Annotated in this window: 19 protein-coding genes and 4 pseudogenes; 10 read left to right on the forward strand and 13 right to left on the reverse strand. The window is 38.3% G+C overall.

Going from position 1 to position 23,349, the window contains the following annotated elements; genetic code table 11:
• The first annotated feature begins 78 nt into the window (after positions 1 to 78).
• Both ACFIK7_RS01925 and ACFIK7_RS01930 read left to right on the forward strand, forming a co-directional pair.
• Complete coding sequence (locus tag ACFIK7_RS01925; RefSeq protein ID WP_375657469.1) at positions 79 to 1,110, forward strand: class I fructose-bisphosphate aldolase; 1,032 nt, start codon at positions 79 to 81, stop codon at positions 1,108 to 1,110.
• Positions 1,111 to 1,865: 755 nt separating this feature from the next.
• On the forward strand, positions 1,866 to 2,207 hold the full coding sequence (locus ACFIK7_RS01930) for a hypothetical protein (RefSeq protein WP_375630921.1): 342 nt from the start codon (positions 1,866 to 1,868) through the stop codon (positions 2,205 to 2,207).
• Positions 2,208 to 4,212: 2,005 nt separating this feature from the next.
• Here ACFIK7_RS01930 and ACFIK7_RS01935 read toward each other — a convergent pair.
• Positions 4,213 to 6,003 (reverse strand): ABC transporter transmembrane domain-containing protein, encoded by a 1,791-nt coding sequence (locus ACFIK7_RS01935; RefSeq protein WP_375658035.1) that lies wholly within the window; start codon positions 6,001 to 6,003, stop codon positions 4,213 to 4,215.
• A 186-nt stretch (positions 6,004 to 6,189) separates the two neighbouring features.
• Here ACFIK7_RS01935 and rpmE point away from each other — a divergent pair, with 186 nt between their 5' ends.
• The 5 genes and pseudogenes from rpmE (at position 6,190) to ACFIK7_RS01960 (ending at position 10,512) form a co-directional block, all read left to right on the forward strand.
• A complete protein-coding gene (gene rpmE, locus ACFIK7_RS01940) occupies positions 6,190 to 6,411 on the forward strand; it encodes a 50S ribosomal protein L31 (RefSeq protein WP_005774581.1) in 222 nt (73 codons plus the stop codon).
• Between the two features lie 245 nt (positions 6,412 to 6,656).
• Positions 6,657 to 6,841: pseudogene (locus ACFIK7_RS01945) on the forward strand (ATP-binding cassette domain-containing protein); the annotation flags it as partial.
• Between the two features lie 260 nt (positions 6,842 to 7,101).
• Positions 7,102 to 7,348, forward strand: a pseudogene (locus tag ACFIK7_RS01950) (ABC transporter); the annotation flags it as partial.
• Positions 7,349 to 8,276: 928 nt separating this feature from the next.
• On the forward strand, positions 8,277 to 8,444 hold the full coding sequence (locus tag ACFIK7_RS01955; RefSeq protein WP_273790483.1) for a hypothetical protein: 168 nt from the start codon (positions 8,277 to 8,279) through the stop codon (positions 8,442 to 8,444).
• Entirely contained in the window at positions 8,404 to 10,512 is a 2,109-nt protein-coding gene (locus tag ACFIK7_RS01960; RefSeq protein WP_375662824.1) for a hypothetical protein, read from the forward strand. The genes ACFIK7_RS01955 and ACFIK7_RS01960 overlap by 41 nt, the downstream gene beginning before the upstream one ends.
• 479 nt (positions 10,513 to 10,991) lie before the next feature.
• On the opposite strand, the pseudogene ACFIK7_RS01965 reads toward ACFIK7_RS01960, so the two are convergent.
• From ACFIK7_RS01965 to ACFIK7_RS02010, 10 genes and pseudogenes are all read right to left on the reverse strand, one after another.
• Positions 10,992 to 11,696: pseudogene (locus ACFIK7_RS01965) on the reverse strand (inositol monophosphatase family protein); the annotation flags it as partial.
• 6 nt (positions 11,697 to 11,702) lie between these two features.
• Entirely contained in the window at positions 11,703 to 12,494 is a 792-nt protein-coding gene (locus tag ACFIK7_RS01970; protein WP_273790481.1) for an inositol monophosphatase family protein, read from the reverse strand.
• A gap of 11 nt (positions 12,495 to 12,505) precedes the next feature.
• Positions 12,506 to 13,081, reverse strand: coding sequence for an elongation factor P (efp, locus tag ACFIK7_RS01975; RefSeq protein WP_015856958.1), 576 nt, complete (start codon positions 13,079 to 13,081; stop codon positions 12,506 to 12,508).
• A 478-nt stretch (positions 13,082 to 13,559) separates the two neighbouring features.
• Positions 13,560 to 13,895: pseudogene (locus ACFIK7_RS01980) on the reverse strand (helix-turn-helix domain-containing protein).
• 18 nt (positions 13,896 to 13,913) lie between these two features.
• Entirely contained in the window at positions 13,914 to 14,051 is a 138-nt protein-coding gene (locus ACFIK7_RS01985; RefSeq protein WP_375662825.1) for a hypothetical protein, read from the reverse strand.
• Between the two features lie 192 nt (positions 14,052 to 14,243).
• Positions 14,244 to 14,642 (reverse strand): hypothetical protein, encoded by a 399-nt coding sequence (locus tag ACFIK7_RS01990; RefSeq protein WP_375630925.1) that lies wholly within the window; start codon positions 14,640 to 14,642, stop codon positions 14,244 to 14,246.
• 629 nt (positions 14,643 to 15,271) lie between these two features.
• Complete coding sequence (locus ACFIK7_RS01995; protein WP_375637573.1) at positions 15,272 to 15,640, reverse strand: helix-turn-helix domain-containing protein; 369 nt, start codon at positions 15,638 to 15,640, stop codon at positions 15,272 to 15,274.
• 607 nt (positions 15,641 to 16,247) lie between these two features.
• Positions 16,248 to 17,291: a tetratricopeptide repeat protein gene (locus tag ACFIK7_RS02000; RefSeq protein ID WP_375662826.1), complete on the reverse strand. Its 1,044-nt coding sequence runs from the start codon at positions 17,289 to 17,291 to the stop codon at positions 16,248 to 16,250.
• Positions 17,292 to 17,655: 364 nt separating this feature from the next.
• On the reverse strand, positions 17,656 to 18,021 hold the full coding sequence (locus tag ACFIK7_RS02005; RefSeq protein ID WP_375662827.1) for a helix-turn-helix domain-containing protein: 366 nt from the start codon (positions 18,019 to 18,021) through the stop codon (positions 17,656 to 17,658).
• A gap of 371 nt (positions 18,022 to 18,392) precedes the next feature.
• Positions 18,393 to 18,758 (reverse strand): helix-turn-helix domain-containing protein, encoded by a 366-nt coding sequence (locus ACFIK7_RS02010; protein WP_375662828.1) that lies wholly within the window; start codon positions 18,756 to 18,758, stop codon positions 18,393 to 18,395.
• Between the two features lie 500 nt (positions 18,759 to 19,258).
• On the opposite strand from ACFIK7_RS02010, the gene ACFIK7_RS02015 reads away from it, so the two are divergent.
• Positions 19,259 to 19,447, forward strand: coding sequence for an antitoxin (locus ACFIK7_RS02015; protein WP_375613201.1), 189 nt, complete (start codon positions 19,259 to 19,261; stop codon positions 19,445 to 19,447).
• Positions 19,447 to 19,734, forward strand: a complete 288-nt coding sequence (locus tag ACFIK7_RS02020; RefSeq protein ID WP_375662829.1) for a type II toxin-antitoxin system RelE/ParE family toxin — start codon at positions 19,447 to 19,449, stop codon at positions 19,732 to 19,734. Before ACFIK7_RS02015 ends, ACFIK7_RS02020 begins: the two co-directional genes overlap by 1 nt.
• 272 nt (positions 19,735 to 20,006) lie before the next feature.
• Here ACFIK7_RS02020 and ACFIK7_RS02025 read toward each other — a convergent pair whose 3' ends face one another.
• A complete protein-coding gene (locus tag ACFIK7_RS02025) occupies positions 20,007 to 20,747 on the reverse strand; it encodes a TIR domain-containing protein (RefSeq protein ID WP_375662830.1) in 741 nt (246 codons plus the stop codon).
• 311 nt (positions 20,748 to 21,058) lie between these two features.
• The gene (locus ACFIK7_RS02030; protein WP_375662831.1) at positions 21,059 to 21,721 is read right to left on the reverse strand and encodes a thiamine phosphate synthase; all 663 of its coding nucleotides are present in this window, start codon (positions 21,719 to 21,721) and stop codon (positions 21,059 to 21,061) included.
• Between the two features lie 365 nt (positions 21,722 to 22,086).
• Between ACFIK7_RS02030 and ACFIK7_RS02035 the strand changes: the two genes are divergently transcribed.
• Complete coding sequence (locus ACFIK7_RS02035) at positions 22,087 to 23,229, forward strand: OpgC family protein (protein ID WP_375662832.1); 1,143 nt, start codon at positions 22,087 to 22,089, stop codon at positions 23,227 to 23,229.
• The last annotated feature ends 120 nt before the right edge of the window (positions 23,230 to 23,349 follow it).

The raw sequence follows: 23,349 nt of genomic DNA on the forward strand, positions 1-23,349 counted from the left end.
ACTATACAGTCGTGTAGAGTGTTTTTTGATAGTGTTGCGCATTTTTAGAAATTAAGACAAAATAAAGAGGAATTTTTTATGAATGAACGGCTTGAAGATATTGCACTTGCTTTGGTGCATGCAGGTAAAGGTATTTTGGCGGCAGATGAAAGTACGGCGACCATTGGAAAGCGTTTTGAAAGCATTGGTGTTGAATCCAATGAAGATAAGCGCCGTGCTTATCGTGAAATGCTTTTTAGTACAAAAGAAGCGATGGAAAACGCCATCTCTGGGGTTATTTTATTTGATGAAACCATTCGGCAAAAAGCATCAACTGGGAAAATGTTGACGGATCTTATTCGGGATTCAGGCGCTTTGCCAGGGATTAAAGTTGATACCGGTGCAAAACCCTTGGCTGCTTTTCCCCAAGAAACAATTACCGAAGGGTTGGATGGTCTTCGTGAGCGGCTAAAAAATTATTATGCTTTGGGAGCACGTTTTGCTAAATGGCGTGCGGTAATTGCTATTGATGAACACACTTTGCCAACAAGAGGCGCCATAAGACAAAATGCACAAGCTCTTGCACGCTATGCTGCCTTATGTCAGGAGTTCAATATTGTGCCCATTGTTGAGCCGGAAGTGTTGATGGATGGATCATCGTGTGGGCATTCAATTACACGCTGCTTTGAGGTGACACGCACTGTTTTGCAAGCTGTCTTTAAAGAATTGTTTGAAGCTCGTGTTCTTTTGGAGGGGATGATTTTAAAGCCCAATATGGTGATTGATGGAAAGGATGCTCGCAAGGCTTCTGTTGAAGAAGTTGCTGAAAAGACTGTCCAAGTGCTTAAACAGACTGTTCCTGCCGCTGTTCCCGGAATTGCTTTTCTTTCTGGAGGGCAGTCTGATCAGGAAGCAACGGCGCATTTATCTGCTATGAATTCTTTGGGCGTATTGCCTTGGAAATTGACCTTTTCCTATGGACGAGCACTGCAAGCAGCTGCCTTAAAAGCATGGGCGGGAAAAGATGAAAATATTGCTGTTGCACAGAAGGCATTTCGTCATCGGGCTCGGATGAACCATCTTGCGGCTTTGGGACAATGGACAAGAGAACAAGAAAAAGCGTGCGATTGAAGCACAAGCCCTGTTTTTAAATGCGGAGAGATTTTGCATGTTTCTGCGTGATTTTTTGTGCCCTCATCATGATAAAAATGGCGGGGGCGTTTTAGGCTTGAAAGCTTTCTCAGAGAGTTTTTTCCTTGGACCTTTTAAAAGTCTTTAATGGGTGCTATCGAGAGATAAGATTGCGGGAGAGGTGCAATTTCGAGAAGGGGAGATAATGCTAGGAAATTTGTGAATGCACAGCACTTTAGTATGGTGTCGTTCATGGGTGGGCACTTGCTTTTTGAGTGAAAATCAGAAAGCTCATACTGTATTGAAGAGTTTGATATTGTGATATTTTTTCTTTTTCATGTTGTCATTACTTGTCATCAGCAGAATTTATTTTATTGCAGTTTCAAAGGTGGATTAAGCGGGTAGATTAGAGAGTTGCGATTTCTGAGCGGATTGGAATACAGCTTATGAAGCTTTTCTGCGTCAGGATAGCTTCCTCTTCAATGGGGGTAGTTTTTCTATTGGCGAACGAATTGAATAACTCTTGCTAACAAAATAGATTTGCACCTCAATAAAACACCTATTTTTTCGTTAAAATGGATAAATTTTTCTTGTATTTTTTGATGATATAATTAAAGATAACTAACTTCATAGCATCTTGGCTTAAAACGGGGGGAGTTGTGGACGGTATATCTTCTAAAAATAACAGCATATCTTCTAAGAATACAAGCATCAAAAGAAAAAATCGATACGCAGAACAGAGCTTTTCTGCAATTATGATGCGAAAATTGTGCAATATGGTGCGTGGGGTATTCGAAGGGATCTTTACAGTATTTACTTTCATAATTTTTATTATCTTGCTCAGCATACGTGGACCGGTTCATACCGCATTAAAAGTTTTTGGGTCGGTGAGTGGAATAGGGTGCTTTTTCTTTTTTGTCGGATACTACTTAGAACGCCGTGACGCAACAGCAGATGAAGCCGGTATATCGTTCGCATTACTCATGGCAATTGCTGAAGGCGTTTCTTCTATTTGCTGCCTGTCTGCTGCGTGGGGTTACGACGCTCTCTTATTCCGTTTAGCACCTCCTGGGTATGTTCTTATTCTCCCTGAATAAATAGGGTGCAATTCGTTTGCATACAAATCAAAATGAGAGGCTGTCTGCCTCTCAAATTCTTAATAATCGCTCTCCAAAATAATGACATCAGACCCGCGTTCAATGAAGGGGCTAACAAGCTTTGGGTCCTTAAGCCTCAAGGCAACCCTTTACAAGTTGCGCCTAACGGCATCCTTGACCTTAAGACACCCAAACGGCTTATGAACAAACTCTCTTATTAAGCCACATCATCTTTTATTCTTCTCATGCGGTTCTGAAATCATGATATAAAGGGCAAGCTTCTCATCGTGCCTAAATGGTAACTTATCGTGTGTTAAATGGAAAAATGAGAAAAAGCATCTTTATGCAATATAATCCAATTATGATTTTTTGATTTAAACATAAAGGACTTAAAGTTCTACAAGACTGATACAATAAAAGGGGGAAAATCGCCTATTCTTAGAAACTAAGTCGTATTCTCGGTGCTCTTGATATAGCTATCTCACCAAATGGTTTTGAAGACTTATCCTTTTAGCTCTATTTATTAAAAGGTCATTTTGAGGGGGCTTGGCTAATGAATGTAAAGGAAAATTAGCACGTAATATTTCGCTTTGCTGGTATAGATGCTGAATGAGTTAATTATCTAGAGGATCACTGAAGAGGGAGCGCTAAAAAATGATGAAAATCCTCCGTACTTCGGTGAATTCGTGGTTGAAGATATAATCGTAGAACTTGGCTTATCTGTTGCTAAAACAGCTGAACGGTTTGAAATGGTTAGGGTGTCAGTGCTGCATATGCTTGGCTCGCTATGCAAAAAAATTATGATTTGGTGCAAGCTTTAAAACATAAACACCTTAAAGATATATCCTCTTTGTACATGTTCTTATCATCGTTAAAATGCCTTCTTAAAGCACGACAGGGGGTGGCTATAAAGTTGAGAGCTGTAAATATAAATGATGGCGTTGGTGGTGGTGTGAGAAGATGGTGTCCAATCGAAGTACTCTATTCTGATTTTTGTAGGCTATGACTGGAAGAGAGAGCTGGAGAGACAATTTGTGAGCAAAGAGAAAGTGTTTTGAGGTTGCGTGTCTGCAAGAGCAGAACAGTAGTCGTGGTGATATTTAAAAACAATAAATTTGATAAAATTTTACAATTTTGCCAAAAGCCAGTTTATTATAAAAGCTGTTGCTTATACGCGCTCATACAAAAGTTATAAGAAGCCCAAAAGTGCTAAAAAAGTCTTTGCTCTTTTTCAATAAGACGGATCTGCAAACAATATTCAAAAAGTGTTCGTGTTTTTGAAAGAGCATAAAAGGATACTCTTGCAATAGAGAGAAGCGTATTTGCGAGTTACAATTTGTCATGATTTTCGGTAAACACTATTGTTTAGAGCGGTGAGAGAGGGCATGAAAAAATTTTAATATTCAGTTTTTTAAAGAGTGTGGTCAGTCTTTAGGATAGAGCTTGTGTCCCTAGAGCCTATCAAATGAGCCGCATAAAGGCTTCAAGAAAGCGAGCACCTATTATACTTTTTGCCAGCGTATACTCTTTTGTCAGCGCCCCAATGTTTTGACAGCCCTTAGAACGTAAAGGGGCAAGGGAGGTATTTTACCTCTTTCTTGTACCGTTTTACTCCACACACCAACTCTGCTTGTGATGAGCAAGCCAAGAGATTTTGTTTGACTCACTATGAGGGTTTGACATGAGAAAATCCTATGGTATTCATGATCTTTCATGAAAAACAATGAATTATCCTTATAAATCAACGTGACAGTGCTGTTATGAAGAGAACTCCTTGCACATCTTAATAGCCCATAGAGATTAACTTGGTATCATTTTACATTCTGTACACAGAAGTGTCTTTATAAAATGCTCCATCTTGCGCAGAAAAAAGAACAGCCCGTTAAAAAAGAAAAACATCTCAATGCTTGCTTTTCTTTTTTCCATGAGAGATTTAAATTGATAAGCCTGTCTGAAAAGAGTGCTGTTTATGCCCTTAAAGATACTGCTCTTGTATCAAGATCACTTACTCAGGCGAAAATTGGAGTTTTGCGAGGTAAGCATAAACGCCATTTTTTGCCACAAGTTCGGCATGGGTTCCTTCTTCCACAAGGGCGCCTTTATCCATCACAAGAATACGATCAGCTTTTAAAATTGTTGCCAAACGATGCGCAATGACCAATGTTGTTCGATTTTGCATCAATCCTTCTAAAGCGTCTTGCACCAACTTTTCACTGTTTGCATCTAAAGCAGATGTTGCTTCATCAAGCAGCAACAGGGGTGCATTTCTTAAAATTGCCCGTGCAATACCAATGCGTTGTTTTTGCCCCCCAGAAAGCATGGTACCACGTTCTCCTACTTGCGTATCCAAGCCATCTGGTAAAGCTTGAATAAATTCAAGTGCATTAGCCGCTTTAGCGGCAGCAAGGATTTCCTCTTCATGGGTAGTTTCAGTTCCAAAAATAATATTATCACGCAATGTTCCATCAAAAATGGCGACATCTTGTGGAACATAGGAAATTGCACTGCGTAAATCTTGTAAAGAAAGGCGATTAATTTCCATGCCATCCAACCGAATTGTTCCATTTGTCGGATCATAAAAACGAAGGATCAAAGAAAAAATGCTGCTTTTTCCTGCTCCAGAAGCCCCAACAAAAGCAACCGTTTCGCCTGCTTTTACAGAAAATGAAAGCGAGCGTAAAACCTTCTCTTGTGGTCTAGAAGGATAAGTAAAATCAACCTGATCAAAAACAAGTTCACCTCGAATAGGTTGCTCTAATGATAAAGCATTTTTAGGTGCTACAATAGTAGGTTGTTCTTGTAACAATTCGGCAAGCCGTTCAGCAGCGCCTGCTGCTTGGATTAATTCTGCTCCCAGTTCCGATAATTGCGCAAAAGTAGAAGCTCCAAAAACCGCATAAAGGACAAATTGCCCTAATGTTCCTCCTGTCATCGTTCCATTCAAAACATCGCGCGATCCAATCCATAAAACAGCAACCACACTGCTAAAAACCAAAAAAATTGCAAACCCCGTAAAAAAGGAGCGCAAGATTACAGAAGCACGTGCTGTTTGAAAAGCACGTTCTATCAATTGTGAAAAACGTATTGTAACGAGTTTTTCAGCGGTAAAAGCTTGCACAGTGCGAATAGCGCTTACCTGCTCTGTAGCAACAGCATTGGCATCTGCAAGACGATCTTGCGCCGCGCGGGTACGAGAGCGAACTTTACGTCCAAAGACTACCAAGGGAATGGCCACAACAGGAATAGCCGCTAAAACCAACAAAGACAATTTAGCATTGGTGATCACCATCATCACGACGGCTCCGATCACGATAATCAGCTGACGTAAAGCGGTAGAGGCGGTAGAGCCCACAGCTAATTTTATTTGTGTGGTATCTGTGAGAAGCCTTGAAACAATCTCTCCTGAATGTGACCGATCAAAAAAAGCAGGAGAAAGTTTCATAATATGGACAAACACATCACGCCGTAAATCGGCAACAATCCGTTCTCCCAAGGTGATAACACAGTAATAACGGGCTGCTGAAGCAAATGCGAGAAACAAGGCTAAGATAAACAAAATTCCAAAGTAAAAATTGATATGTCCATGGCTTGAAGTAGAAAACCCATGATCAAACATTTGGCGGATAGCCACAGGCAAAGCTAATGTGACAAGAGCAGCAACAGATAACGCTAGAAAAGCAAAGATAAACAACCAACGATAGCGCAAAAGATAAGGAACAAAAATTGCAAGCGAAGAGAATGAAGATTTCTTAGGGGAAGACTTTGTCGATTTTTCTGAACGAGAACGTAATGTCATAAAATTTTGCTCACTGTATTGGATTTGTAACACTTGATACAATGATGTATCTTGAACACTTGTTTTTTGATGCGTGCTCAGTTATAGGAATAAATACTTTAATCAATGTATCAAAAAGACAAAGGAAGTGCACTTAAAAAAACAAGCAAGTGCTATTTCATTCTATAAACGCAAAAGGTTTGACGCATGAAAGCGAATATTCACCCCAACTATCACAAAATTACCGTTGTTATGACGGATGGAACCCAATATACGACGCGCTCTACTTGGGGAAAAGAAGGCGATACTCTTAATCTAGATATTGATCCAAGAACGCATCCGGCATGGACAGGTGGCTCCCAAACGCTCGTAGATCGTGGTGGTCGTCTTTCTAAATTCAAAAATCGTTTTGGTAATATTGGCATGTAAAAGCCTCCTCTTTATGGGGTACAAGGGTTTTAAACAAAACGATTGCAAACGATGAGTTTTTGATCCTATCAAAGAGTGCACTTTAAATATTAATTCAAAAACGCATCCGACATAAACAGATGGGTCTATAAATCATTGTGGTTGCGTTTTTTAAATTCAAAAATCATTTTGAAATACACGCAAAAATCCTTTCTTCCCTAGAGTATAAAGACTTGAAATAAAATAATTGCAAACTTTTCTTCTTTTTTGGAACTGAACATACCCATGGAGAGGAAGTATTTTCCGCTTCTAGAGCTGCCAATGTATTTGAATTTATTCAAGCTTTACCAAACGTCTTTGATACGCAAGTAGAAGAACGTGGTACTATGCTTTCTGGGGGCAAAAACAACGCATCGGTATTGCACGGGCGATTTTAAGAAATGCACCCCTCTTGCTGCAATCGGGAACCATCATTATATTTGCCAACTCGTCGATGTTGCTACAGCCTTTGGCACTTGAGACGATTTACTATAGGCATTTTAAGTCCTTTCTTAATAGTTTTTTTATTCACGCGGGCTCTCTCCGCTTGGTACGTGCAAAAGACATGGTTTTGATTGGTTCACCATGGAGCAGGTTTGAAATGAGAGAATCTTACGGTATTCGGGATTCTCATTCAACATACAAGACAATGAATTATTATTATAAATCAAAATTTTGCTACTTGATGAAGCAAGATTTGCTTTAGATGCAAACAGTGAAAAGTTGGTGCAAAATGCCTTAGAAGGATTGATACAAAATCCTAAATCCTGGTCATTGCACATCGTTTGGCAACAATTTTAAAAGCTGATCGTATTCTCGTGATGGATAAAGGCGCTTTTGTGGAAGAAGGAACACACAACTCATTATAAAAAATAATGTTTATGCGCATTTGGCTAAACTGCAATTCTCATCTGAGTAAGTGATCTTGATACAAGAGCAGTATTTTTAAGGGCATAAACAGTACTCTTTTCAGACAGGCTTATCAATTTGAAACTCTCATGGAAAAAAGAAAGGCAAGCATTGAGATGTTTTTCTTTTTTAATAGGCTGTTCTTTTTTTTTGCCTGAGATGAAGTATTTTTATAAAGACACTTCTGTGTATAGAATATAAAACGATATCCAGTTAAATCGCTATGGACTATTAAGATGAGCGAGGAGTTCTCTTCATAACAGCACTGTCACGTTGATTTATAATGATAACTCATTGTTTTTCATGAAAGATCTTACATGGAATTTCTCGTTTCAAATTTGATTATGTTGCATTAGTCAAAACCATGTCTCTTGCATATACCAAGCAGAGAGAGCTCGCGTGAAGTAAAAATACTTAAAGAAAGAATAAGTCTTCTTCATGAAGCGTCTCAAGTTTTAGGGGCTGTAGTAATATTGAGGGGATTAGGAAAGTGTATGATGATGTCGCTTTACTAAAAAAGAGCCGATAAATGAGTAGAAAGACGCTTTTTATCAATTTTATAAAACAAGGTGAGCACGCAGCCATGTTTTGCTGTGTTAGGCTTTTGAGTACTTTGAACCAATATTGTGGGAGTGCATTTTAAGAATTATAAAGCTCTTCTTAAAAGTGCATAAATCATTAGAGCAGTACAATTAAATACAAATTGTTTTATTTTACCAGAAAAAATATCTATATTTTGTGTATTGTTTTTATTAAAATATAATATGTAGTGATTTTCAAATCAGATGTACACACAATGATACAATATCGAGGGATCGATAAAAGAGCTGCGTTAAATATTGGTGGGAATAAAAGAGAGCAAGAATGGAAGAAGACATAAAATTGGCAATAGCTTTCATAATAGCTATAATTAAGGTCATTTGGAAATGGGGGAAAAAATGTGGGAGTGTAAGATGCGGCGTTATGATTTTCTGCATCATATGGATGGGGAAGTCGTGGTATTCGGGATACTCAGTGGATTTTTTGTTCGGTTTGGCAATGATAGTGTGTTGTGGGGGAAGCTTAATGCTTGCATTGGCAATTTATCAGAACAAGCATTTAACTGAACAACTTGAGCAAAAAAAGCAAGAGTGCGCTGAACATAAAGATATTATTGCACAAGGGGAACAGAAGTGTCTTCAATTGACTGACCAACTTGAGCAAAAAGAGCAAGATTGCGTTGGATATCAAGATATTATTGCACAAGGGGAACAGAAGTGTCTTCAATTGACTGACCAACTTGAGCAAAAAAAGCAAGAGTGCGCTGGACATCAAGATATTATTGCACAAGGGGAACAGAAGTGTCTTCACTTGACTGACCAACTTGAGAAAAAAAAGCAAGAGTGCGCTGGATATCAAGATATTATTGCACAATGGGAACAGAAGTGTCTTCAATTGACTGACCAACTTGAGCAAAAAGAGCAAGATTGCGCTGGACATCAAGATATTATTGCACAAGGGGAACAGAAGTGTCTTCACTTGACTGACCAACTTGAGAAAAAAAAGCAAGATTGCGCTGGATATCAAGATATTATTGCACAATGGAAACAGAAGTGTCTTCAATTGACTGACCAACTTGAGCAAAAAGAGCAAGAATGCGCTGGACATAAAGATATTATTGCACAAGGGGAACAGAAGTGTCTTCAATTGACTGACCAACTTGAGCAAAAAGAGCAAGATTGCGCTGGACATCAAGATATTATTGCACAAGGGGAACAGAAGTGTCTTCACTTGACTGACCAACTTGAGAAAAAAAAGCAAGATTGCGCTGGATATCAAGATATTATTGCACAATGGAAACAGAAGTGTCTTCAATTGACTGACCAACTTGAGCAAAAAGAGCAAGATTGCGCTGGACATCAAGATATTATTGCACAAGGGGAACAGAAGTGTCTTCACTTGACTGACCAACTTGAGAAAAAAAAGCAAGATTGCGCTGGATATCAAGATATTATTGCACAATGGAAACAGAAGTGTCTTCAATTGACTGAACGACTTGAGCAAAAAGAGCAAGAATGCGCTGGACATAAAGATATTATTGCACAAGGGGAACAAAGGCTTGTTAAAAAAACTCAAAAAGTATCGCAGGAATGGTTGAAACAATGGGATGAGGGAGTAAGGCTATGGGAAAGAGACGTACTGGGGATAAAAAATCCTAGGGAAGATATGAAAGTCGGTGGAGATCGGCTTCCATTTGTAAAGGATATTTGTGTTCGAGGGGAGCACGAAGTGCGTTTATTGTACAAGCAAGCACTTGGAAAAAAACTTACTTATGAACATTACAAAAAAATATGTAGTCTCTTGGATACCTCGTATTTTAGGAAATTTTTTATAAAAGCAGTGCGATTAATGAGAAAGAATGGAATAACTCTGCAAAAGTTTGTAGATCCTCTTACGAAAAAAAAACGGAGTCAACCTACGATGTTATTACTTCATTGGTGGTTATATGTTCTTGATGATATGATTACAGCTGAATGCAAACAGCACCAAAAGGAAAACTTTACAGGGGAGGATGAAAAGAAAAAATTTACAGATACTTTGTGGGACCACATATCTATAAGTATAGAACACAAAGAGATAGAGAAAATGCTAAAGCTTTCGGAATCTTGGTCTGGTGAGTGTACTTTATTATTATATTGTAAAAAGAATGTGTTGTTGTTGTTGTGTGATATTTCCAGTGATTATAAGGCGGCAAGAGAAACGTTCATTTACTATAAGAAGCTTATTAAAACAGTGAAAAAAGGCTATGTTGCCTTTGATAATGGTTGCCATTCTGTCACAGTTAGAGATGTAATCAATACTTGTAAAGAGAATGACACAAATAGAGCAAAAGATCTTTCCATAGCTGAGGGGAATCCAACATTTGAAAAAGTTTACAAATTAGGAGCCAGAGAATGGATAAAAGCAGCAAATGAGACATGTGATAACCGATTGATCTTTTGGGAGAAGCTTGTTGAGGAAAAAAAATTAAAAGAAAAATTAAAAATTATCTTCGGTAATGAGAAGGTAAAGGCGCTGAAAGAGGCTATTGAAAAAGATAAAGAGCAGCTTGCAAGTGAAATGCAGAAAGCAATTTTGGAAAACAAAGATTTTTGTTACTATAAATGTCGTCGGCATTTGATAAACTATTTGTAAAACGGTTGAATAAAGGGGTAGAGAACAGCCCACTGAATCAGTGGTTTTTCTGAAATTTCTGCTATTATGTAGTGGTGGAAAAGAGTGAAAACTCTTAAACATATGCGGCAGCTTTTATGAGAGAGGAGATTTTCGATCAATGGATAGCGCACTGTAAAGAGCATATATTGAGGAGTAAATAGACTGTGTTCTTGCTTTGGGGACGATAATTGCTTCTTGTGGCGTTTTGTTATGATGGGATTTGTGTTTATTGCCTTTTTCAGTTTGTTTGCAGGGGGATTGAGAAAAACATCAGCTTTAATAACATTGGCTAAGCTATAATTGCATCTTTAGGGGGGATGGGGGCTTGATGATTGGTGATGGTGTTTCATTCATCATTTTCTATTGTGTCTGTAAAGAAAGTTGAAAATCCTTTCTCTACATTGCTTTTTTCGGATTTTATAAAATTCTAAGGAGGGGGACTGATTTTAAGGGGCTTTTTAAAAGACTATAAAGTTTAAGCCTTTTTTGAGGGTTTTTTCTAATTTTAGGCGAATGTGTTCATTGCCGGCAATGATATTTTTTTTGCGAAATATATCGCTACCGCTTTCTTTATCGGTGACAAAACCACCTGCTTCACGAACCATCAGTATTCCAGCAGCCATATCCCAAATTTGCAGGTTATCTCCCCAAAAACCATCGGTTTTTTCTGCGGCGACATAAGCTAAATTCGAGAGCAGCAGCACCAAAACGGCGAAGTTTGGCAACTTCCATCATTATATTGCGTAATTCAATAAGATAGGTTCCATGATTTGGACGACCAAAATGAGGCATTTCCCGTGGCAATGACACAATCTTCTAGTCTACGCCGTGCAGAAACGCGACAGTGTCGGTCATTGAAAAAAGCACCACATCCGCGTTCTGCGGTGAAGAGTTCATCATTCACGGGATTGTAAATGACACCAGCAACGATTTTTCCTTGGCTTTCTAAGGCAATGGAAACAGCAAAAAAGGGAATGCCATGGAGAAAATTTGTGGTGCCATCTCAAAGGGTCAACAATAAAACGGTGTTGTGAATCTTCGCCAATGATTTCTTCTGACTCTTCCATCAGAAAACCAAATTTGAGGCGCGCTTTGCTTAATTCATTAAAAATAATTTTTTCCGCTTTGCGATCTGCTTGGCTGACGTAATCTGCTAGATCTTTTTAGGTTTAAATGCCTTTTTTGAGGGTTTTTTCTAATTTTAGGCGAATGTGTTCATTGCCGGCAATGATATTTTTTTTGCGGAATATATCGCTACCGCCTTCTTTATCGGTGACAAAACCACCTGCTTCACGAACCATCAGTATTCCAGCAGCCATATCCCAAATTTGCAGGTTATCTTCCCAAAAGCCATCGGTTCTTCCAGCAGCAACATAAGCTAAATCAAGCGCAGCAGCACCAAAACGGCGAAGTCCGGCAACCTCTGCCATCACATTACGTAATTCAATAAGATAGGCTCCATGATTTGGGCGACCAAAATGAGGCATGCCTGTGGCAATGACACAATCTTCTAGTCTGCGCCGTGCAGAAACGCGACAGCGGCGGTCATTGAAAAAAGCACCACACCCGCGTTCTGCGGTGAAGAGTTCATCATTCACGGGATTGTAAATGACACCACCAACGATTTTCCCTTGGCTTTCTAAGGCAATGGAAACAGCAAAAAAAGGAATGCCATGGAGAAAATTTGTGGTGCCATCTAAAGGATCAACAATAAAACGGTGTTGTGAATCTTCGCCAATGATTTCTTCTGACTCTTCCATCAGAAAACCAAATTTGGGGCGCGCTTTGCTTAATTCATTGAAAATAATTTTTTCCGCTTTGCGATCTGCTTGGCTGACATAATCTGCTGGTCCTTTCAAAGACACTTGCAAATTTTGCACTTCACCGTAATCACGTACCAACGAGCGTCCTGCTTTCATTGCAGCTTGCACCATGACATTCATGACTGCAGAATGGGCCATTTTTTATTCCTTTATTTATCTTTTTCATTTGCACGACGCAAATAAATCAACTCATTGGTGTCTACAATGATACGTTCACCAGCATTCATAAAGGGGGGAACAAGAATACGAATCCCGTTTTCAAGAATGGCGGGTTTATAAGAGGAGGTAACCGTTTGTCCTTTGATGGCAGGATCGGCTTCCGCAATCGTGACAGCAACTTGATCAGGAAGTGAGATGCCAATAGGCTTTTCTTGATAAAGTTCAACTGTGACAGTCATCCCATCTTGGAGAAACGCAGCACGTTCACCAACAAAATCCTTTTGAAGTTCAAGTTGTTCATAAGATTCTGAATCCATAAAGACCAAAGCATCCCCTTGTTGATAAAGAAATGTGAAATCCTTTTGTTCAAGGCGCACGCGTTCAACGGTCTCAGCAGCGCGAAATCGTTCATTAAGTTTTGTACCATCAATCAAATTTTTCATTTCAACTTGGTTAAATGCACCACCTTTTCCTGGTTTTACAGCGTTGCATTTAACAGCAACCCATAAACTTCCTTGATGTTCGATCACATTACCAGGGCGAATTTCATTGCCATTAATTTTCATCGTTTCTATCCAATTCTATTCTTGCAAAAAGAACTCTCTTGTTGTCTTTATGGCGCTTTTCTTTGCTGCCTTTAACAGTCAAGCTCTTTTGTTATTTTCGGGCTAAAATCCCTTTGATTAACCTTGCGGCTCTCTCATGGTCCTGTGTGCTCTTTATGGGCTTTCTCCTGCTTTTTGCAAAGAGAAAAGCTTAAGTAAAAAAGGACCTTTATGTATTTTTGCTTTTCAGTTCTTTGCAAGACCATAAAAAGCGCTCAGACGCAAGCTTTTTAAAAATTTGCACAAAAATTTTTTAGAATTTTTGGGGAAATTTATCCCGTTGTGTCGTAAAATATCATCATTGATGGCAATGATATAATTGATGGTAATGATATAAGTTCCCTAAAACCATGAGGTGTTTTTAATTAAGAATATGTGAATACGGAGTTTATTATGAGTGTCTCATGGGATAGAGCGTGGTGTGTGTTATCGTATGATGTTAGCTTTCATTTTGATCAGAGAGTAATTGTAAAATGGCTCTTTGTTTTATCGAGATTAGGACTCTAAATTTTTTTAAAAGCAGGTATTTTTCTGTACTTGATGCGATTTCATCATGAGGGTATGGGGGCTGTTGTTTTGCTGAGGTGTCCGCATAGAAAAAAACAAGTGGAACATTTAAGATATCGGCAATTTCTTTTAAACGCCCTGCGCTGACACGATTTAAGCCGTTTTCATATTTCTGGATTTGTTGGAAAGTGGCACCTAAATGTTAACCTAATGTTTTTTGAGACATTTTTAGCATTTTTCGTCTCAAACGAATTTTTTGCCAATGAATTTGCCACTGAAAATGTCGTTATAAGGATTTTACCAAGACCCTAGAAAATGCTACACGGGATATAGAAAACTGTTCAGCCGCTTTAATCACAGATAAGCCAAGTTTTGCATTTACATCTTCGCGTAACAATTCACTAGGGTGTGGGGCATTTTTCATTATTTTTAGTATTCTTCTTTAATCTCAAAGCTATAATTTACACTATTTTGTATTGTCACAATCTATAATAAAATTTATCCACTCTGGCTAAAAATGAGGTTTTTTATTGAGGTGAAAATTTCTTTGCCTTTCGCAAGAGCTTTTAAGTCTTTACGTGTAAAATATAGAGAATGTTTACATTAAATAGCGGGTTCATTTGGGCTGAGTACTTATATGAGCACGTGGTTCTCCGTTCACATTATACTGAAGAAGAGACACTATAACTCTACTATTTAATTGTATTCTATAACTCAAATTCACACCCATGTTTTGCTGCTTTTGAGGTTGATCTGTATAGATCACATTATATCCATTCCGTCGCAACAGATTGATAAATAAAGGAGTAAAGCTGTCTGCTGTATTATTTTTCTTTATAAGAAGTGTGGTTGTAGCTGGTGGTAGAGATCTCTTGATATCGCTAATAAATTTGTTAGCGACTAATTGTGCCTGACGCTTTGTAAGACTTTGATCAACATAATTTGATGAATAATTGCCTACAGATGCGCAACCTGCCACCAACACAACCGGTGACAGCAATAAATATTTTAACATCTTTAATTCCCCTTACTTATTGTTGCTCTTTTTTGCAAAGCTCCTCTTCCAGAAATAAGAGCAACTTTACTTATAGCACATTAACAACATATCGGTATCTAATCAATCGGTTAATTAATCAATGAATAATGGTTTCAGCTGTAAAGGTTGCTTGAAGTGCTTCTGGTGGCGTATATTTTAATAAACAGCTGCTTTTAGTGATTATGATAAAAAAGCAATTTTTTGCGTTTGCATGTTAAGATCATGTCCTCTATCACCATTATAAAATGATGTGTTAAGTGTTATTCCAGATTGATCAAAAAAATTTTCAAGCATTGCTTTTTGAGGGATGTCTTTTTTTAAATACGTATGAATGCTTATCCTGTTTGCTGTAAAATACTATCGTTTGAGGTGTGGTGCTATAAGGTATCAAATTTTGCACATGTGATGTTTTTATGAGAGTGTGTGGTGAATATTTGAGGGAGCTTGTCCGGATAATCTTGTGAAATGAACCACATAAAATGGGAAGCTAAAAGAGTTCTGTTCTGAGAAGACGGATTGTTTCCCAACTGGATAGGGAAGGGGCTTCTGTCCTTTGAGGGGTGGGAGGCAAGTCAAGAATAGAGAGTGTAGCGCCCTATATTATGATGTTAAAAGCTTTCATTTTGATCAGAGAGTAATTGTAAAATGGCTCTTTGTTTTATCGAGGTTAGAACTCTAAATCTTTTGAGCAGCAGGTATTCTTCTGTACTTGATGCGATTTCATCATGAAGGTATGGGGGCTGTTGTTTTGCTGAGGTGTCCGCATAGAAAAAAACAAGTGGAACATTTAAGATATCGGCAATTTCTTTTAAACGCCCTGCGCTGACACGATTTAAGCCGTTTTCATATTTCTGGATTTGTTGGAAAGTAACACCTAAATGTTGACCTAATGTTTTTTGAGACATTTTTAGCATTTTTCGTCTCAAACGAATTTTTTTGCCAATGAAAATGTCGTTATCAAGATTTCTGGCTCGCATTTTAAAGTCCCCGCCGGTTGCGAGCGCCCTCGCGTTGGTATTCCGGGAGCTTGAAAATACTGAACTCAAATCAGCCTTTTTGCTTTTAGTGCTGAGAGCACCTGGACATAGCAAAAACTCCCGGAATTCCGGGATACCCACAAAGTGGGGTCAATTCATGTTTGAGTTTTCGGGTTTTCAAGGCCCTATTGGTCGTTGCGTATGCGACCAAAACATCTTTTAATTCATAAAGTAATTTTAGGAAATTTACAATAAAAAATAGCTTTTTACTGAGAGGCGGCGTGTTTTTCGTCCAAGAAAAAAGAATGAAAAAATAGAGCTTTCGGAATTTTCAGGATAGCCTAGCTCTTTTGCTTATTGGGTATTGTTTGCTTAAGCAAATGATACCAGTGCGTTTTCTTTACCAATGAAAATGTCGTTATCAAGATTTTTGGCTCGCATTTTAAAGCCCCCTCCGAGTGCGAGCGTCCTCGCGTTGGTATTCTGGGAGCTTGAAAATACTGAATCCGAATCAGCCTTTTTGCTTTTAGTGCTTAAAGCACCTGGACAGAGCAAAATCTCCCGGAATTTCTATAAATTTTATCTTTTTGATGCAGAGAGGAGTATTTTAAAAAACAGGAAGGAGCTTTATTGCTTCTTTGTGCGCTTTTTCTAGTTGTGCCTTATCCATGCCTTGGAGCATTATTTCAAGATCAGGAGCTTGCATTTTTGCCTCCTTTGCGAGCATATACCATGCCGCTGCCATTATTATATCGCCTTTTGTTCCTGTGCCATCTCGATAAAGCCTTGCAAGGGAAATCTGTGCTGGTGCTACCATGTTGATAGCATTTCTTTGAAGTAAATGAAAAGCACGCTGAAAATCTGTTTCTCCTCCACGCCCCTGTACAAGCCATTGTGCTAAATGAAGTTGAGCTTTTAAGTGGTTGTTTTGAGCCGCTACCTCCATGAGCTTGCGGGCATTGTAATCATCTTTTGGTCGCTTTAACGTGCCTAAGGAAAGAATTTTTGCAGCAGAAAAAGCCGCTTCAGCATCGCCAAGAGCAGCACCTTTTAAGTACCATTTTAAGGCTTGCTCTATTGCTTCATTTTCACGACTTTGGGAAGAAACACCAGGGAGAGCTTGTTTTTCCTGTGAGGCTTTATAAAGAAGCAGTTGTCCATAATAAAAATAGGCTTCCTTGACGCCTGCTTTGACAGCTTTTTGAATGAATTGCGCACCAAGTCCTTGATTTTGTTTTATAAAGTTACCATCAAACAACATAAGTCCATAGCGTAGTTGTGCTTGGGGTTCCCCCTGTTTTGCAGCGCGTTCAAACCATAAAGCAGCACGCGCACCGTCAATAGGAACAGCACATCCTTCCATATAAATTCGGGCAAGAAGAGTTTGTGCAAAAGGATCATTTTTTTCAGCACGTCGGAGTGCTTCACGAAAAGCTTTTAAATAATAACCTTGGATGTAATAGTCATAGGCTTGGTCATAGTCTCCAGCTTTTAAGGGCTGAAAGGGTTCTTGAGTGTTTGAAGCTTCTTGAATCGTATTGAAAGAGCTTTCAGAATTTGAGATTTCTTCAGTGTTTCCCGCTGAAATTACAGCAGAACTTGCAAGCCCAATCACGCCTAAGATAAGCAGCTTCACGCTTCTCTTGATCATGGTGTTTTCTCCTCATTACCGATCAGAATTTTCACATTTTTTTTTCATCATTACAAGCCGTATAAGAATCTCATTTCTATATTACTTTTTATCTCTCAGTTTTTCGTCTTGGTTCAAGGTAGGGTTGGGTAAGTTAAAAAAGTAGCATAAATGTCGACGAGAGACAGACTGTTTAAAACAGTTCTGTTAAAAATAATACAGTCCTGTTAAAAATAATAATGATGAGGGGTTATCGTATGTAAAGATGCTTATCTTCTATTATATCAATGGCTTATCCCCCTAAAATGAAAAAATGCTTACAATGGAGGTTGCTTTTTAAAATACGTATGAATGCTTATGAATAGCGCACGCTATCCGTGTGATGTTAGCTTGCATTCTCATCAGAGATCAGCTGTAAAAAGGCTTTCTTTTTTACCGTTGTTAGAATTCTAAATCTTTTGAGCAGCAGGTATTCCTCTGTGCTTGATGCGATTTCATCATGATGATATGGGGGCTGTTGTTTTGTAATGATATCGGCATAAAAAAAGGCAATGGGAACATTCAAAATATCAGAAATTTCCATTAAACGCCCTGCGCTGACACGATTTAAGCCTTTTTCATATTTTTGAATTTGTTGGAAAGTGACACCTAAAGCGTGTCCTAAAGTTGTTTGAGACATTTTTAGCATTTTTCGTCTCAAACGAATTTTTTTGCCAATAAAAAGATCAATATTAAGATTTTGAGATTGCATTTTTCCCCGCCGGTTGCGAGCGCCCTCGCATGAGTATTCCGGGAGCTTGAAAGTACTGAAATCTAATCAGCTTTTTTTGCTTTTAGTGCTTAAAGCACCTGGACATAGCAAAAACTCCCGGAATTCCGGGATACCCACAAAGTGGGGTAAATTCATGTTTAGATTTTCGGGCTTTCAAGACCCTCTTGGTCGTTGCGTATGCGACCAAAACATCTTTTAATTCATAAAGTAATTTTAGGAAATTTACAATAAAAATTAAAATAGTGTCTCTTAACGTGTCGTTTCTTAAAACAGGGAGTTGGCATGTTTTGCATTCAAGCAATAAAGTGTTCACAAAGGGGACTTTGAATAGCACACACTATCGCGTTATGTTAGCTTGCATTCTCATCAGAGATCAGCTGTAAAAAGGCTTTCTTTTTTACCGTTGTTAGAACTCTAAATCTTTTGAGCAGCAGGTATTCCTCTGTGCTTGATGCGATTTCATCATGGTGGTATGGTGACTGCTGTTTTGTTAAGATATCGGCATAAAAAAAGGAAAGTGGAACATTCAAGATATCGGAAATTTTCTTTAATCGCCCTGCGCTGACACGATTTAAGCCTTTTTCATATTTTTGAATTTGTTGGAAGCTTACGCCTAAAGCGTGCCCTAAAGTTGTTTGAGACATTTTTAGCATTTTTCGTCTCAAACGAATTTTTTTGCCAATGAAAATATCATTATCAAGATCTTTGGTTCGCATTTTAAAGCCCCCGCCGGTCGCGAGCGCCCTCGCATGAGTATTCCGGGAGCTTGAAAATACTGAGTTCTAGTCAGCCTTTTTGCTTTTAGTGCTTAAAGCACCTGGACATAGCAAAAACTCCCGGAATTCCGGGATACCCACAAAGTGGGTTCATCTTTACGCTAGAACTTAGGGTTTTCAAGGCCCCTTTTGGTCGTTGCGTATGCGACCAAAACATCTTTTAATTCATAAAGTAATTTCAGGAAATTTACAATAAAAATAGTTTTTTACTTACAAAATTTGTTTTTTATGAGAGGCTATCCGCTTCTTAAATCTCTCTGGAATGATTGTCAAAATCATGACATTAGCCTTCGTGTTTTTTGAGAGGGTTAAAAAGCCTTAAGTTTTAAGATCAAAAGAACTTTGGACGCTTAAAAGTTAAACATTTTCAATTCGCTAATATTGACAACATAGACAAGAGTAATTATCTCCAATATTCAGGAATAGAAAGGACATATATTATGAAGCCCACCCTTTCTCCGCTAATTTCAGAGTTCGAAACCGTTGAACAGGAAAGCAGCTACACTGCATGGCTGCGCGATAAGGTAGCGAGCAGTCTTGCAAATCCATATCCTCCTATTCCGCATGATGAGGTTATGGCTGAAATGGAAGTTATAATCAGTCAGCTTGAAGCTGAACAGGACAAGTGATGCTTCCGGTTGTTTGGTTGTCTTCGGCGCGTGACGATTTGCGTCAGATGTTACCTATATTGCTCGCGAAGATCCATCTGCTGGCGCGCCGAATGAAAAGGTTTTTGGAAGCATCCGTACTGCCATTGGCTGAACATCCATATTTATACAGACAGAGTGAGAAGGTATTAGGATTACGAGAAATTGTAGCGCATCCAAATTACCTTATATTGTATCGAGTAGCTGCACATAAAATCGAAATTGTAGCTGTAGTACATGCCCGACGTGAATTTCCTATTTTTCTTTAATCTAATGAGAGACTGCCTCTTAAACCTTTCTGGAACAATTACCAAAATCATGACATCAGCCCCGCGTTTATCAAAGAGACTAAAATGATTTCTTCCACGGTAATGAATTCACGCGCGGTCTCTTCATTAAAATTTGCACAATCGCTTGCTGTTTGAAGAAGGGGGGGTGATCGTTTCTCTGTGCTATAGGATGTGTGTCTGTGGAATGTGGTGGGGTGGCATGTGGTTTTGGGCGTGCGCTTAAAAAAAATAAACATAAGCATTATTCAAATTTAACGTGATGCTGTAGCAAATTTTTTTGCATCTAAATTGTAGCCGGCTTCACATAGTCGATCAATAAGATCCGGAAGTGTTTCTTTTACGTGTTCTTTAAAAGGAATGTATTTAAGCCCACCAAAATCTGAAGGGAGTTCAAGGTCTTGTTTTTTTAGAATAGCGACATTTTTGCGAGAAAGTGCAGCGGTTAACATGCCCATTTCAAAAATAACGTTTTGTCGTGCACGAAATTGTTCTTTTTTTTCCTTGTCAGATCTAGCATAGCCTATATCATCGGGAGTAAATAGCACAATACCAAATCCTATAGAATCGTTACAAGCTTCTTTTTCCAAAATTTCAATGAGGGTTAAACCATTACCACCAGTATTTTTTAAGATGTATGGTTCGAGATCAAGCCTGCGAAGAATAAGTTCAAGTTGCTCTAGAGCAATATGGTCATGGCCATGAACGATAAAGATTTTTTTATTTGAGGGATTGGGGGCAGTTTTTGAGGAAGGAATCGTTGATGTTTCTTCTAGATGCTTTGCTAAATCTTCTATTAACTTTTGTTTTATGTTTTCTTTGCCTTGAACGTTGATTGTTCCTGTGCTTTCATACCAATTAATAACGCCTCCTTCGGAGGTTTTGATCTGATATCCTTTAGAAGAATTAAGTGATAGAGACTTAGTTTCTATGATTTTATATCCAGCTGTTTTAACTATATCTTTAAGGTCTTCGAAGGTGCCGCTATATTTCACTGTTTATATTCTTTCAATATCGCTGGTTATTAATATAAAATGTTGATTTATTTTTATAACTATTTGAATTTAAATAGCTTTATGATTTCATTTTCTTATACAATGCACAAAAAGAGACGGTCACCTTCCATTCAATTGATTGAAACGTGGGAAAACTTGACTAAATGATGGGAAATTTTACTGCGTGATGAAGCGATCTGATTGAATTGTGAATGAACGAAACGAATTTTTCTCCTATTTGTATATGCCGTTATGTGCTCTATATAAGAAACACGAAAGTTAACGCTTTATTTATAAATTCTCCTCCTATATTACAAGGGGGTGTTCTCACATTTTTCTTGCATTGTTTTAAGCAGTATTAAGGGGGTGTCGTTCCCCAAAATGACTTCTTCTACAGCAATGAATTCACATCCAGTCTTTAAGACTTCATCAAAGGTTGAAAAATCGCTTCCTGCTTGGATAATGGCGGGGGTTTGCATAATTTCTGCCCACCATGTTGCTAACTGGAGATTGCGGGGGTGCGCTTGGGGTTTTTTATCAGCCCCGAGTTTTCCAAAGAACAGGTAATCAACACCTGTTTCCGCTGCAAGCATAGCACTATGGCGATTGCGTAGATTGCCAAAGCCTATGATTTTTTGTTCCTTTTGCTGATTTTTGAAGCTTTCAAGAGCGTTAAGATCATCTTCTATGTGCAATCCATCAGCCTTTATGCGCCCAGCAATGCGGCTGTCATCAGCGATGAGAAGGGCTGCGTCATGATGTTGAATATCTTCTGCGTAAGTTTGCGCTTGTTGTTGTAAAAAAGAGCCATCATCTTTCAACCTTTCAGAATCATGGAGGATGACGCATGCAAAAGACTTTGTTTGCAAAATTTGCTGCAAAAATGTGTGTGGGGTGTTGCGCCGAACATCAAGTGTTAAAATCAACTGAGGGAAAAGAGGTGGATCAATTGGTTTATTTTTTTGTTGTGTCATGTCAAATCCCTGTTTCTTAGAAAAAATAATGCTTAAAAATTAAAGTTTCATTCTATTATGCTTATTTGTGATAAAAGTGCCCACCATTTTCACGTAATTTAAAGGATTTGTGGGTGTGTGGGAGCCTGCTTATGAGAAATGAAAGTGTTTTAAAGCATAATATGTTGCCTTTTTGTTGTGATACACGTATGGACGTTTTTCGTTCTTTTGCCTTTAAAAAACTTTTGCCTTTTAAAAAATAAACGCTTAAAATGAAACTTGACACTTAAAAATTAAAATTTCATCCTGTTCATGCTTGTTGGCAATAAGGGTAAGCACCATTTTTATGGGACTTCAAGGGGGGTGTGACGTGTGGGAGTCCACTGATGAAATACCAAGGTATTCTTGAGCATAATACTCAACCTTTTCGCCGTGATACACGTATTGATGTTTTTCGTTCTTTAGCCTTATTGACGATTTTCATCAACCATATTCCCAGAACGATCTATGAGTCTTTTACTTATAGAAATTTCGGTTTTTCTGATTGTGCAGAAGTGTTTGTTTTGCTTTCAGGGATTGCTCTTGGGTTAAGCTTTCATGGACGGTTACAGCAAAAATCCTTTGCTTTTATTATCCGAAAACTTTGGTACAGAGCTCTGCAGCTCTATGGTGCATATCTTTTTACTACTTTTGTCACGTTAAGTCTTTTTTTTGCTGCCTTTTTATTATGGAAAACAGAAAAACTTTTATCGATGAACAATGTGGGACTCTTTTTTAAAGAGCCTGGTATCGCATTTTTGAGTACCTTAAGCTTTGGGCATCAATTGGGATATAATAATATTCTTCCTCTTTATATCGTTTTGATGTTTTTTGCGCCTTTTATCCTTTATTTGAGTTGTAAGCAGACAAAATGGCTGCTTTTGGGCTCCTTTACACTGTATCTTATCTGCGGATTTTATAAAATTGCTCCTCCTTCTTATCCTTTAAAGGGAAAGTGGTTTTTAAATCCTTTGTCTTGGCAATTCTTATTTGTCATAGGATTGACCAGTACTTTAGCGCTTAAACAAGGAAAAAAAATCGCTTTTCAGTCTTTTTGGATTGTTTGTGCGGCAGCGTATCTCTTGTTGGCGCTGTTATGGGTTCGCTTAAACTGGTGGGGCATTTTGGGGTGGCTTGGCTGGTCTTCCCCATTGTTGAACTTTAATAAAACCTTTTTAAGCTTGCCACGTTTACTCCATGTTCTTGCATTAGCCTTTCTCATTCTTTCTTTGCCGTGCATCAATAAATGGTTTTATGTCTCTCAGAAACATCCTTTAGCAATTTTAGGAAAACATAGTTTACCGGCCTTTGTAACGGGAACCATTTTTGCGATGTTTGGACAAATTATAAAAACAGTGATGACAGAAACGTTTTTTTCCGATACCCTCTTAATAATAACGGGTATTGCTTTGCAATTTGGAGTCGCTTATTATTGTGAAAAACGGCAATCTTGGCAGTGGTCATTTTCAAGGAAAATGATCCGTTTATAAAAAACATTCCTATAGTGTTTGTTGGGCACGTTAACCTTAGTATAAAAAGTGCGTTGCGCAAAAAAATTAAAAGAGGTAGCAGTTTTAAAAAAAGCGTTCTATACAGCAACAAAAGAAACT

Source organism: Bartonella sp. CL266QHHD, from assembly GCF_042195355.1.
Classification (GTDB): domain Bacteria; phylum Pseudomonadota; class Alphaproteobacteria; order Rhizobiales; family Rhizobiaceae; genus Bartonella.

Excerpts from the sequence above, each read along its gene's own strand:
- ACFIK7_RS01990 (WP_375630925.1), bottom strand. The coding sequence starts at position 14,642 with ATGTTAAAATATTTATTGCTGTCACCGGTTGTGTTGGTGGCAGGTTGC.
- ACFIK7_RS01930 (WP_375630921.1), top strand. The coding sequence starts at position 1,866 with ATGATGCGAAAATTGTGCAATATGGTGCGTGGGGTATTCGAAGGGATC.
- ACFIK7_RS01995 (WP_375637573.1), bottom strand. The coding sequence starts at position 15,640 with ATGCGAGCCAGAAATCTTGATAACGACATTTTCATTGGCAAAAAAATT.
- efp (WP_015856958.1), bottom strand. The coding sequence starts at position 13,081 with ATGAAAATTAATGGCAATGAAATTCGCCCTGGTAATGTGATCGAACAT.
- ACFIK7_RS01925 (WP_375657469.1), top strand. The coding sequence starts at position 79 with ATGAATGAACGGCTTGAAGATATTGCACTTGCTTTGGTGCATGCAGGT.
- ACFIK7_RS02000 (WP_375662826.1), bottom strand. The coding sequence starts at position 17,291 with ATGATCAAGAGAAGCGTGAAGCTGCTTATCTTAGGCGTGATTGGGCTT.
- rpmE (WP_005774581.1), top strand. The coding sequence starts at position 6,190 with ATGAAAGCGAATATTCACCCCAACTATCACAAAATTACCGTTGTTATG.
- ACFIK7_RS02005 (WP_375662827.1), bottom strand. The coding sequence starts at position 18,021 with ATGCAATCTCAAAATCTTAATATTGATCTTTTTATTGGCAAAAAAATT.
- ACFIK7_RS02015 (WP_375613201.1), top strand. The coding sequence starts at position 19,259 with ATGAAGCCCACCCTTTCTCCGCTAATTTCAGAGTTCGAAACCGTTGAA.
- ACFIK7_RS02035 (WP_375662832.1), top strand. The coding sequence starts at position 22,087 with ATGAAATACCAAGGTATTCTTGAGCATAATACTCAACCTTTTCGCCGT.
- ACFIK7_RS01960 (WP_375662824.1), top strand. The coding sequence starts at position 8,404 with ATGCTTGCATTGGCAATTTATCAGAACAAGCATTTAACTGAACAACTT.
- ACFIK7_RS02020 (WP_375662829.1), top strand. The coding sequence starts at position 19,447 with ATGCTTCCGGTTGTTTGGTTGTCTTCGGCGCGTGACGATTTGCGTCAG.
- ACFIK7_RS01935 (WP_375658035.1), bottom strand. The coding sequence starts at position 6,003 with ATGACATTACGTTCTCGTTCAGAAAAATCGACAAAGTCTTCCCCTAAG.
- ACFIK7_RS01970 (WP_273790481.1), bottom strand. The coding sequence starts at position 12,494 with ATGGCCCATTCTGCAGTCATGAATGTCATGGTGCAAGCTGCAATGAAA.
- ACFIK7_RS02030 (WP_375662831.1), bottom strand. The coding sequence starts at position 21,721 with ATGACACAACAAAAAAATAAACCAATTGATCCACCTCTTTTCCCTCAG.
- ACFIK7_RS02010 (WP_375662828.1), bottom strand. The coding sequence starts at position 18,758 with ATGCGAACCAAAGATCTTGATAATGATATTTTCATTGGCAAAAAAATT.
- ACFIK7_RS01955 (WP_273790483.1), top strand. The coding sequence starts at position 8,277 with ATGTGGGAGTGTAAGATGCGGCGTTATGATTTTCTGCATCATATGGAT.
- ACFIK7_RS01985 (WP_375662825.1), bottom strand. The coding sequence starts at position 14,051 with ATGAAAAATGCCCCACACCCTAGTGAATTGTTACGCGAAGATGTAAAT.